The organism is Paenisporosarcina sp. P5_A11 (assembly GCF_056400705.1).
In genome coordinates this window covers 1-11,574 of record NZ_JBFUKT010000097.1, presented here as the reverse complement: position 1 = coordinate 11,574, position 11,574 = coordinate 1, and the positions used below count along the sequence as shown (strand labels likewise).

General features: G+C 37.0%; 10 protein-coding genes and 1 other annotated feature. Of the genes, 2 read left to right on the top strand and 8 right to left on the bottom strand.

The genetic code is table 11. The features are described from left to right. The 3 genes from opp3C to AC1DOS_RS13035 all read right to left on the bottom strand — a co-directional run. The coding region (opp3C, locus tag AC1DOS_RS13045) for an oligopeptide ABC transporter permease (RefSeq protein ID WP_477537857.1) at window positions 1–959 on the bottom strand (959 nt) is incomplete at its 3' end. Continuing rightward, window positions 959–1,891 carry an oligopeptide ABC transporter permease gene (gene opp3b, locus AC1DOS_RS13040; RefSeq protein ID WP_108584244.1) on the bottom strand — a complete coding sequence of 311 codons (933 nt, stop codon included), beginning with the start codon at window positions 1,889–1,891 and terminating at the stop codon, window positions 959–961. The genes opp3b and opp3C, both read right to left, overlap by 1 nt. Before the next feature lie 191 nt (window positions 1,892–2,082). Next, window positions 2,083–3,795 carry a peptide ABC transporter substrate-binding protein gene (locus AC1DOS_RS13035; RefSeq protein ID WP_477537856.1) on the bottom strand — a complete coding sequence of 571 codons (1,713 nt, stop codon included), beginning with the start codon at window positions 3,793–3,795 and terminating at the stop codon, window positions 2,083–2,085. 242 nt (window positions 3,796–4,037) lie between these two features. Between AC1DOS_RS13035 and AC1DOS_RS13030 the strand changes: the two genes are divergently transcribed. After that, complete coding sequence (locus AC1DOS_RS13030) at window positions 4,038–4,382, top strand: DUF3899 domain-containing protein (RefSeq protein ID WP_477537855.1); 345 nt, start codon at window positions 4,038–4,040, stop codon at window positions 4,380–4,382. Between the two features lie 57 nt (window positions 4,383–4,439). Beyond that, window positions 4,440–4,665: a binding site (T-box leader), on the top strand. A gap of 44 nt (window positions 4,666–4,709) precedes the next feature. Next, window positions 4,710–5,696 carry a tryptophan--tRNA ligase gene (trpS, locus tag AC1DOS_RS13025; protein ID WP_108584239.1) on the top strand — a complete coding sequence of 329 codons (987 nt, stop codon included), beginning with the start codon at window positions 4,710–4,712 and terminating at the stop codon, window positions 5,694–5,696. A 405-nt stretch (window positions 5,697–6,101) separates the two neighbouring features. Here the strand turns inward: trpS and AC1DOS_RS13020 are convergent, their stop codons facing one another. The 5 genes from AC1DOS_RS13020 to AC1DOS_RS13000 all read right to left on the bottom strand — a co-directional run. Then, window positions 6,102–7,916, bottom strand: a complete 1,815-nt coding sequence (locus AC1DOS_RS13020; RefSeq protein WP_477537854.1) for an oligopeptide ABC transporter substrate-binding protein — start codon at window positions 7,914–7,916, stop codon at window positions 6,102–6,104. 73 nt (window positions 7,917–7,989) lie between these two features. Next, window positions 7,990–8,901 (bottom strand): ABC transporter permease, encoded by a 912-nt coding sequence (locus AC1DOS_RS13015; RefSeq protein ID WP_477537853.1) that lies wholly within the window; start codon window positions 8,899–8,901, stop codon window positions 7,990–7,992. A gap of 31 nt (window positions 8,902–8,932) precedes the next feature. Next, complete coding sequence (gene opp4B / locus AC1DOS_RS13010) at window positions 8,933–9,895, bottom strand: oligopeptide ABC transporter permease (protein WP_108584234.1); 963 nt, start codon at window positions 9,893–9,895, stop codon at window positions 8,933–8,935. 1 nt (window position 9,896) lies between these two features. Further along, a complete protein-coding gene (locus AC1DOS_RS13005) occupies window positions 9,897–10,844 on the bottom strand; it encodes an ABC transporter ATP-binding protein (RefSeq protein ID WP_477537852.1) in 948 nt (315 codons plus the stop codon). Beyond that, window positions 10,841–11,574, bottom strand: a 734-nt coding sequence (locus tag AC1DOS_RS13000) for an ABC transporter ATP-binding protein (RefSeq protein WP_477537851.1), incomplete at its 5' end; no start/stop codon positions are given. The genes AC1DOS_RS13000 and AC1DOS_RS13005, both read right to left, overlap by 4 nt.

Below are 11,574 nucleotides of genomic sequence, written 5' to 3'. Positions count from 1 at the left end.
ATCATAAGCATGCTTAATACAAGTGCTGGGAACAATAAAATATGTGGTTGGAATTGCATCAACTGGTAACCATCATTAATTAACGTTCCAAGTGAAGCAGCTGGTGCTTGTAAACCAAGACCGATAAAGCTTAAAAATGCTTCGAAGAATATAGCACCTGGAATTGTAAACATAGTGTTTATAATGATAACCCCTAAAATGTTTGGAAGTAAATGCTTCCCAATTATACGATTGTTACTAGCACCTAATGTACGGGCTGCTAATACAAATTCTTGATTCTTATATTTTAGTACTTGTCCACGCACGATACGGGACATACCGATCCAACCGGTTAAAGTAATGGCAATAATAATGGCCGTAATACCTGGCTTCATTACTAAACTCATTAATATTACGACAACTAAGTTTGGAATACCGTACAAAATTTCGACAATCCGTTGCATTATATCGTCTACTCGACCACCATAATACCCTGAAATACCACCGTATAAGACACCTATAAGGACATCAATTGCAGCGGCAACGAAAGCGATGAATAAGGAGATTTGTGTACCTTCCCATAAACGAGCGAACATATCACGACCTAATCCGTCTGTACCAAACCAATAATACGTATCTACTTTTTTCATTTCATATAAATCAACTTCTGTACCACCAAGAGTTCCATATCCATCTAAGATTCCTAGTTTCTCAAAACCAGGTACTTTAGGTGGTAAATTAGAATGTGTAATTGTTTGTGTTTCCGCATCATGCGGACCTATATATGGCCCAATTAATGCCATAATAAGGATTAACAATAAAATGACCATACTGACGATGGCAGCCTTATTTTTACGAATACGTAACCAAGCATCTTGCCAGAAACTTAAACTTGGTTTTGAAATCTTTTCTGCTTGACTACTATCAATAGTAATTCTTTTAAAAGACTCAGCAGGTAACTTATCAAGATTCTGTGTCATTAACTATTACCTCCTGACAAACGAATACGTGGATCGATTATTCCGTAAAGGATATCGACTAATAAAATAACAAACACTAAGAAGACAGAAAAGAACAAAGTTGTACCCATGATGATTGAGAAGTCACTAACCATAATGGCTTTAACGAATTGTTCACCAATGCCTGGTATAGCAAAAATTTTCTCAATTACAAGTGAACCTGTTAGAAGTCCAGCTGCTAATGGTCCCATAACCGTTACCAATGGAATTAACGCATTACGGAATGCATGTTTAAAAGCAACTTCAAATCCGGTAGCACCTTTTGATTTTGCTAAAGTTATGTAATCAGAACTTAGCACTTCTATCATTTCTGTACGAATGAAACGTGCTCCAGTCGCAAGAGGTCCCATCGCTAAAGCTATTGATGGTAGAATACTAGACTTCCATCCATCATTCCATAAAGCTACAGGAAGAACTCCCCATTTTACTGCAATCCAATATTGTAAAAACGATGCAAAAACGAAAGATGGGATGGATATTCCGAGAATTGCGATAAAAGTACTCCCGTAATCCCAAATGGTATTTTGCCTTAAAGCAGCAATCATACCTAATAATATCCCAATGGATATACCAAGAATTAAACCTTGTGCACCAAGTAAAAAGGATGGCCCTAAGCGTTTAAGAATTAAATCCGTAACACTTGCACCTTTAAATTGGTAAGAATTCCCTAAATCTCCCTGAGCCAAATTCGCCATGTATTTTCCATATTGTACTGGGATTGGCTGATCAAGACCATATTTTGCCTCTACTGCCGCAAGTTGAGTAGGGTTAAGTTTCGAAGCGGAACTAATAGGGGAACCTGGTAGCGTTTTCATTAAGAAAAATGTTGCTGTCGCGATCAGGAAAAGAGTAATGAACATATAGAAAACACGTTTTAATATATACTTAGCCATCATTGCACCTCCTAAATAATGTTTATGACATTCAATCTACAATATATAGATTAAACTAGTTATTGTCAAAATCAATTGAAAACAGTAAATTTTTAGTGAATTCACTCTCATTTAAAAAGAGAGTATATGGCCCTATCGGAAACCATATACTCTCTTACTATGAGATTTTCTAACAAATTAAAAGTTAAAGATTATTGAGCGTCTTTACCTTCGATGAAAGCCCACTTGTAGCTGTAGTCTCCACCGAATGGGTGAGAAATAACACCTTTAACATATGGTTTTTGTAATTGCATTGTTCCACGTTGATAGTTAGGTGCAATCGCATAATCTTCTTCAAGAAGAATTTTTTCAGCTTCAGCCATTGCTTCCCAACGAGCTTCTGGATCCATAGCTAATTCGCCAACTGATGCGTTTACTAACTCATCATACTTAGGATTTGAATAAGACATTTTGTTGTTACCGCCATCAGTTAACCAAAGATTCATGAATGTGTAAGGATCTTGGAAGTCAGGACCCCATCCAGCAGATTGAATATCATAGTCTTGAGCAGTATCAAGGTCTAAACGTACAGCAAATGGTACTTCTTTAAGTTCAATTGTTAAACCAGGAAGAGTAGTCTCTAATTGAGATTTGAAGTACTCGTCCATTTTCTTAGCAACGTCAGAGTCTCCACCAAGAATTTCAAGAGTTATTTCTTTTACTCCAAGTTCTTTTAATCCTTTTTCCCAAGCCGCTTTTGCTTCATCTGCGTTAGGAACTGCCATGTCTCCGTTAACATCTCGGAAATCAGCGCCACTTTCGTCAAATGTAAATGCTGCTGGTACTAAATAGTTTGCAGGAACCGAACCGTTAGCTAGTACTACATCAACTAGATCTTGTTTGTTGTAACCTTTAGAGATTGCTTCACGAATATTTACGTTTGCAAGTGGTGTAGGTTTGCCATTACGCTCTTGATTAAATTTGAAATAGAATACAGTAGTTTCTAATTCTTTAACTAAATCAGGATCGTTAGCATATTGCATTGCATATTCACCAGAAAGACCGACACGATCTTTTTCTCCAGTTTTATACAAGTTTACAGCTGTAGGAACTTCTTTTACTACGTCATAGTTGATTTCAGTAAGTTTTACAGTTTCTGCATCCCAATACTGATCATTTTTAACTAATTTCCATTTTAATCCAGTACCATCCCAATCAGCAAGAGTGAATGGTCCGTTTGAAATTAAATTGTCTGAGTTTGTTGCATAATCTTTACCTTTTTCAGTTACGAAAGCTTCATTTTGTGGTAAGTAAGTTCCGAAAGACATTAGAGATAAGAAGTAAGGAACTGGTTTTTCTAATGTTACTTCAAGAGTTTTTTCATCAACTGCCTTAACACCTAACTCAGTGTATTTAGCTTTTCCTTCAGAAATTGCAGTTGCGTTTTTGAGTACGCCACCCATCATGTATGGACCGTATTCAGAAGCAGTATCAGGATTCATCGCACGTTTCCAAGCGAATTCAAAGTCTCCTGCTGTTACAGCATCTCCGTTAGACCATTTAGCATCACGAATTTTGAACGTGTATACTAAACCATCTTCAGATACAGTAGGTTCCCCTTCAGCGATTGCAGGAACTGCAACATTTTCTTGATTCAAACGGTATAAACCTTCGTTTACATTGTTTAAAAGATCAAAACCAACTGAATCTGTTGCTAATGCAGAATCCATTGATGGAATTTCAGCACTCATGATTAGATTAAGGACTTGTTCCTCATCTTTTACTTCTCCTGCTGTTGGTTCATCTTTGTCCGTATCACCAGGTGTTGCTGGTTCTGTTCCGTTCTTGTCTTCGCCACAAGCAGCTAAGAAAACACTAAGTACTAACATTAGGCTTAACAGCCAAAAAAACTTGCTCTTCTTCACTAAGTTGACCCCCTTGAATTTTCTGAAAAATTGGTACAATCTTTATTATACATATTCTTAAAAATCTGTACAGGCTTTTTTTGAATATTTTTTACATTTAGATATCAGTAATATTACATTTATATAACAGAACCGTTGAGGTGAAAGGCTTTTCTGTTAATTTCGAATATTTGATTCGGTTGACGAAATTTTGATTTTTTCTGTCTTTTCTTCTACAATGTGTAAAGAATGAGGTGTTGCAAATGAAAAAGAAACTGGTGACTTTTCTAATTTTCCAAATAATAATTGTTGCAATCATGTTTCTGTATTACCATGATTTGGAGTTAACTCCATATATTAATGTGTCATTTTTTGTCGGTGGATTACTCATTTTTATTGGCTTGTTAATTTATGTGGTATCAAATGGATTTTTCGATCTTTTTACTATGGGTATGAGAAAAGTTTTTACATTTAAAAAAGACCTAGTCGATTCAGAATCGATGAGATCTCCTTCAGAAATATTAGATTTACCATATGTCCCATTTTTCCAATTAGGTGGGTCCATTTTACTTTGTATGGCAGTGGCCTTGATAATTTATTTTGTATAGAAAAAATCACTTGATTTTTGAGTTTCTTCTATATTATAATGACTAACAAAATACATGCTAAATGCAAAGACGAAGATTAGTACATTTGACTGGGTTGTTTAGAGAGTCTGTGTTTGCTGAAAACAGATCTACCCTTCAAATAGAATGGACTTCAGAGCTTATTAAGCGAATTCTTTTAAAGATGTAGCTTAATACGTCCCTTCACGTTACGAAGCTAAAGAGGCCAAAAAATTTTTTGGCAATCTGGGTGGTACCACGGATTCACACATCATTCGTCCCTTTACAAGGGAGAGTGATGTGTTTTTTTATTTTAAAGGAGGAAACTACATGAAGAAAATCTTTTCAGGCGTACAGCCAACAGGAACTGTAACTCTAGGCAATTATATTGGAGCTTTCCGTCAATTCACCACATTGCAAGACGAATATGACTGTATTTTTTGTATCGTTGATCAACATGCTATTACCGTTCCACAAGACAGACTAGAACTGCGTAAAACCATTAGGTCTCTAGCTGCCCTTTATTTAGCAGCTGGGATAGACCCTAAGAAAGCCATTTTGTTTATCCAATCAGAGGTTCCTGCTCATGCTCAAGCAGGTTGGATGATGCAATGCATTTCTTATATTGGCGAACTTGAACGTATGACTCAATTTAAGGATAAATCTTCAGGAAAGGACGGCGTATCTGCTTCCCTTCTTACGTATCCACCACTGATGGCTGCTGACATCCTTCTTTACCAAACAGATATCGTACCTGTTGGTGATGATCAAAAGCAACATGTTGAACTAACACGTGACTTAGCAGAACGCTTTAATAAACGTTATAACGACGTCCTAACAATTCCAGAAATACGTTTACCTAAAAATGGAGCTCGCATCAAGGCTCTTCAAGATCCACTGAAAAAGATGAGTAAATCGGATCCCAATAAAAAATCTACGATTTCCTTATTAGATACTCCAAAAGAAATCGAGAAAAAAATTAAGAGTGCTGTAACAGATTCAGAAGGCGTCGTTGCTTACGATGTAGCAAACAAACCTGGCGTTTCGAATTTATTAACGATTGAAGCAGCCTTAACAAATGAAACTATTGAAGCGTTAGTAGCGAAGTATCAAGGCGTAGGCTACGGAGATTTCAAAGCATCTGTGGCTCAAGCAGTAATCGAACACTTACAGCCTATTCAGGAACGTTATGAAGCACTACTAACATCTGAAGAATTAGACATTATCTTAGATGAAGGTGCTCTTAAAGCACAAGCAGTGGCGTCTAAAACACTTAAAAAAATGGAGAACGCGATGGGCTTGGGTAGAAAACGATAAGTGTAAGCAGAAAAAATGAACCTAGAAATATGATGAAATCAGGTGTCTGGAATATAAATAGCCAGACACTTTTCCATGTATAACCAAGCGATAAGTAATTTAAGTACAACAGAATTTGTAGCAAGCTCATCACAATGAGTATGTAACTGATCGTAAACACTAACCATTTTATCAATACAAGCATCCTTTTACACTACTATATGAAGCAGTCATTGTAAGTACGTCAAGTTAGTCCCATTTTCTTTTGTTAAATTATTTCTCTACATCCAAAAACCGACTCATCACGAAAAAATGAGTCGGTTTTCAATATGTGATTTTGTTTCCTTTAACAACATTAGTTTATATTCAGCACAAAAAACCCGTGTCTATACTTTCGTATAGACACGGGTTTTCCTGTTATTCGAATTATTTAGAAGATTTAGCTGGATCTTCAGAAATTAATTCAACTTCGTTCCAATCAAAGTTACGAGCGTAGTCAATATCGTAATTTTTCACGCTTTTATTAACCGGGCGTAATTCTAAACGGTATTGAGTTGGAATGATTGGTGCGTTTTCRGACATATATTCTTGCCATTCGCGGAATTTACCAGCACGGTATTCAGCATCGAAAGCTTCTGGAGAATCGATAGCAGCTAATAGTCCTTCTAACTTCTCAGAAGTGTAACGGCTAAAGTTATATTGTGCAGTTTTTGAGTAAAGTCCTGATGGTGAAGGGTTAGTTCCTGTTCCCCATGCAGCCATAAAGATATCTATTTCAGGATCATCAGCTTCAATTTTGTCGTAGAAGCTGTTGAGTTCGATTGTACGTCCTGTTGAAAGTGTTACATTTAAGCCGACATCTTTCCAGTTTTGCATATAGAATGATGCGATGTCTTCAGCGATATCGCCACCAGACATTGAAGCGAATTTAATTTCAAGTGGCTTACCTTCTTTGTTTTCACGAAGTCCGTCACCATCAACATCTTTATATCCAGCTTCATCCAATAATGCATTCGCTTTTTCTACGTCATAAGTGTAACCTTCTAATGAATCATCATAGAATGATTTGAATACTGGTGGGATTAAAGATGTTGCACGTTCACGTAGGTTGTTGTAATACACTTCTGAAACTTGTTCTACGTCGATTGCATAGCCCATTGCTTGACGAAGTTTTACGTCGCCCATTTTAGCGTCTGCATTCATGACAACTTCGCTCTTGTCTTTATCATATTTACCAAGTTTGAAACCAATATATTGGTAGTAAAGTTCGTTACGGCCAAGTACTGTAAGGTTATCAAAATCTTTAATTTCTAAATATTTATCAGTACTGAAAGTGTTAGCAGTCATATGATATTCCCCTGTTTGTAATGCAACAGAGATTGAAGTTGAAGGTACAGTTTTCACTAATACTGAATCAAGTTTCGGAGCACCTTTCCAGTAGTTTTCGTTTTTCACGAATTGTACGGATTCTCCTGGTACGATTTTATCGAATTTGAATGCACCTAAAGTAACGATGTTTTTACGTACTGCATCTGATTCAAGTAAATCTTTAACTGGAATATCTTTTAGGATATGGCTTGGTTCAGCATAAGACCAAAGTCCATCACCAGAACTGAAAATAGCTGGAGATAATTTATTGAATGAAATTTCTAAAGTCTTTTCATCCACTTTCTTTAAACCTGAGATTGCATCTGCTTTTCCATCATGGTATTCAACAGCACCTACGATGTTTTGGAAATCAACATCATATCGTACTCCTGTGTAGTCCGGATGACCGATAATTAGGTATGGCTGCATTAAGTCTTCAATTTTAAGTGGTTCACCATCAGACCATTTAACTCCGTCTTTGATAGTGATTTTTACTTTATTATTATCTTGATCAACTTCCATACCAGCGATTCCATCTTTCGTTAATAAGAAGTCACCGTCTGTTTCAAAAATAAGGTTACTTGCGAAATTCATAATATCTGAATCATACGCATCTTCATATAGAACTGATGAGAAAATTCCTTGGAAAGGTGAGTCATTAACTAGAGCTACTTTCAAAGTACCTCCTTTAATTACATCTCCTTCATTTTCAACATCCAACGGGAAGCTTCCTGTATCTACAACTTCTTCGTTTTCATTATCTTTTGCTGGTGAATCTTTCCCATCTGATTTTTCACCTTCTCCGTTACATGCACCAAGTACGAGTACGAAAGCTAAAATTAATGCTAATAATGTCCAAAGCTTTTTGTTCATTCCTTTTCCTCCTTTTTTATCTCTTGTTCTATATATCAAACGTAAAACGTTTAATACCATTTTAATTTAGCTGTTACCCTAAACGTTGCTTCGCATCAGCAGATCGACGAATAGCTTGACCTACATAGTTAATGCCCAACATTAAGAAAAGAATGAGTAATGATGCTGGTAACCAAATCCACCACTTTTCAGATAACACAAGTGGATTGTTTGCATAACTTACCAAGGTTCCTAAACTCGGGGTTGAAGGTGGTAAACCGAATCCTAAATAGGAAAGACCCGTTTCGATTCCAACATTCCCTGCAAAGTTCAAAGTTAGTTCAACAATTAAAATGGAACTAAGATTTGGCATCATTTTTCTGAAAATGATAGCCGCATCACTTGTGCCCATCGTTTTCGAAGCATTGATATAGTCTCTTCGACTTTCGGAGAGTGCCTTGCTTCGAATCAGACGAGCTGTACCTGGCCATAAGAATACACTGACAATCAAAATAAAAATTGGAATATTGTATTTTGGCACAATCGTAACGAAGACAATAATAATCATCAAAGATGGAATCGTAATGAAGAAATCGATGATTCGCATAAAGATATTGTCTATCCATCCACCAAAATAACCCGTAGTCAAACCAATCATGATTCCTACTACACCTGTAAGTAAGGTAACTGCCATAGCAATTGCAATTGAGTTACGTGCTCCGATAATTAGTTGGCCTAAAATATCTCGACCACCTTGGTCAGCACCTAACAAGAACTTGTCTCCAGGTTCAGCGAATTTATCACGTAAACTAACACGCATCATTTGTTGCTGATCGATTAATAGAGACCAAATGAAAATCCCAACAATCACTACTATCAAAGCGATAAGTGAAAACATCGCGAGTTTATCTTTTTTAAATTCACGCATGATGACTTGAAATCCAGTAGGCGGAGAGCTTTCTGGATGTTCAGATTGAATCAATGCACTTTCTGTCTGCTCTTTCATGTATGTACACTCTCCTTAACCATTATTTTCGTCAATCTATCCTAATTCGTGGATCTACAATGCTCATAATAATATCGGATAATAGACTGCCTAATAATGTTAAGAATCCGTACAGCATAACCAAAGCAGTAATTACACTATAATCACGTCCAGAAATGGATTGAATGAATAACTGTCCCATTCCAGGATAGCCGAAAATTGTTTCAATAAAGATGGATCCACCAAGCAGACCCGTGATTGTAAAACCAAGGAATGCTGCAATTGGCAACAAAGAATTCCGGAAAATATGTCGTGAGTACACTTTATTTAAGGGAATCCCTTTACTACGTGCAGTACGGACATAATCTTGAGACTTTGCATCAATTACTTCAGTACGTAAATATTGAATGACACCAGTAGTTCCAAGAACGGCATACGTAATGGCAGGTAACAGAAGATGATAGAATTTACTCCATATATAACCTAAGGAACCATTTTCATATTTGATATCAACTGTTCCGCTTGTCGGGAACCATTGGAGCTTGTATCCAAAAAGGAACAAGAATATTAGGGCTAAAACGAATACCGGAATGGCGTAACTGATAAAACTATAAAGTACAACCGTTTTATCTAAAAAAGTATTCTGATAGCGTCCTGCTAGAACACCTAGCGGAATGGCAATTAAATACAGTAAAAACACACTTACTAAGGATAGCCATAATGTATTAAGTGCTCGATCCCCAATTAGGTCCGCTACTGCCACTTTATACGTATAACTCTTCCCAAAATCACCTTGAACTGCATTCATCATCCATGTTGCATATTGTTGATACCATGGATCATAAAAACCAGCTTGTTGACGTAATTCTTCTATTCGAGCCGGATCAGTATCTGGCGTTACCATTCCAGTAAAAGGATCCCCTGGCATAAATTTCGCCATAATAAAGATTAATAAACTTAAGACTAATAATTGTGGAATCATAACTAAAATGCGTCGGATAATTGTTTTCCACATATCACATGACCCCCTCTTTATTTACCGTTTTCGCTACTGCATGCGTATCGGAAATAGACTGAAGATCATAAACGCGACCGTTTGCATCAAAGTATTGATGATTTTCAATTTGATAATTTTTCTCTACGTTAATACGTTCTACTTTACGTTCCACCCTACTCGCTGGCTCAATAGCTGGAATTGCTGACAATAAACGTTTTGTGTAAATATGCTGAGGCGATTGATAAATATCTTTCTTCGAACCAGACTCTACAAAGCGTCCCTTATACATGATTGAAATATGGTCACACATATGTTTCACTACTCCAAGATCATGCGAGATAAACAAATAGCTTAATCCCAATTCAGCTTGTATATCTTTCAAGAAATTTAAAACCTGTGCTTGTACCGATAAGTCCAGTGCAGATACTGGTTCATCTGCAATAATGAGTTTTGGATTCGTTGCAATTGCTCGTGCTATTCCTATGCGTTGCTTTTGTCCACCCGAAAATTCATGAGGGTATTTCACTTTTGCATCCTCAGGCATTCCGACGATTGCTAATAGTTCATTGATTTTTCGTTTCTCTTCTAAATCGGAAAGGTTTAAAAAGTTACGGATTGGCTCAGCCAGGATATCTTGAACGCGTTTGCGCGGATTTAAGCTTGAATGTGCATCTTGGAAAATCATTTGGATATCTCGATTGTACGAAGAATTACGTTGGCGACGCTGGTTCGTTACATCTTTTCCTTCGTAAATGATTTTTCCAGACGTTATTTTCTCGAGACCTATTATCGCTTTACCAGTTGTTGATTTTCCACAACCAGATTCCCCTACAAGCCCGTAGGTTTTACCTTTATCAAATTCCATATTTATGCCGTCTACAGCATGAACATAGTCAACGATTGTATTAAAGAATCCACCGCGTATCGGATAATGCACGCGCAAATCTTTTATTTCCATAAAACTCATGACAAGCTTCCCCCTTCTTCCCCTTTGAAGTGAAAGTGGTTCCAGCAGGTACATCGAACAAAATGTCCTGGTGCTATTTCGTGAAGTTGTGGTTCTGTTTCGTGTGCCTCAGCCGGAATCCAAGGAATCCGTGGAGCAAAGCGACAGCCATTTCGCGGTAAGTTCACTAATGATGGTACTAAACCTTGAATGACTTCTAATTTTTCGTTTTCACTATGTGTTTGTGGAATTGAGTTTAATAAAGATCTTGTATAGGGATGTGCAGGATTATTAAATAATTCTTCAAAGGGAGCCTCTTCAATAATTTGTCCCGCATACATTACAGCTACTCGATCGGCCACTTCTGCTACTACACCTAAGTCATGTGTAATCAAGATAATGCCAGATTCTGTTTCAGCCTGTAAATCTTTGAGTAAATCCAAGATTTGCGCTTGAATCGTAACGTCTAAAGCAGTGGTAGGTTCGTCTGCAATAATGATGGACGGCTTACAAGATATGGCAATGGCGATAATAACACGTTGACGCATACCACCAGAAAGCTGATGGGGAAATTGTTTTACAACTCTTTGCGGATTAGGAATTCCAACTTGATTCAGAAGTTCAATGACACGATGAGATCTCTCGATTCTGGACATCCTCGTGTGATAAATTAGCGCTTCCTCAATTTGATCGCCTATTCGCATCAATGGATTTAATGCGGACAATGGATCCTGAAAGATCATGCCTATAT

Excerpts from the sequence above, each read along its gene's own strand:
- AC1DOS_RS13015 (WP_477537853.1), bottom strand. The coding sequence starts at position 8,901 with ATGAAAGAGCAGACAGAAAGTGCATTGATTCAATCTGAACATCCAGAA.
- AC1DOS_RS13030 (WP_477537855.1), top strand. The coding sequence starts at position 4,038 with ATGAAAAAGAAACTGGTGACTTTTCTAATTTTCCAAATAATAATTGTT.
- trpS (WP_108584239.1), top strand. The coding sequence starts at position 4,710 with ATGAAGAAAATCTTTTCAGGCGTACAGCCAACAGGAACTGTAACTCTA.
- AC1DOS_RS13005 (WP_477537852.1), bottom strand. The coding sequence starts at position 10,844 with ATGAGTTTTATGGAAATAAAAGATTTGCGCGTGCATTATCCGATACGC.
- opp4B (WP_108584234.1), bottom strand. The coding sequence starts at position 9,895 with ATGTGGAAAACAATTATCCGACGCATTTTAGTTATGATTCCACAATTA.
- opp3b (WP_108584244.1), bottom strand. The coding sequence starts at position 1,891 with ATGGCTAAGTATATATTAAAACGTGTTTTCTATATGTTCATTACTCTT.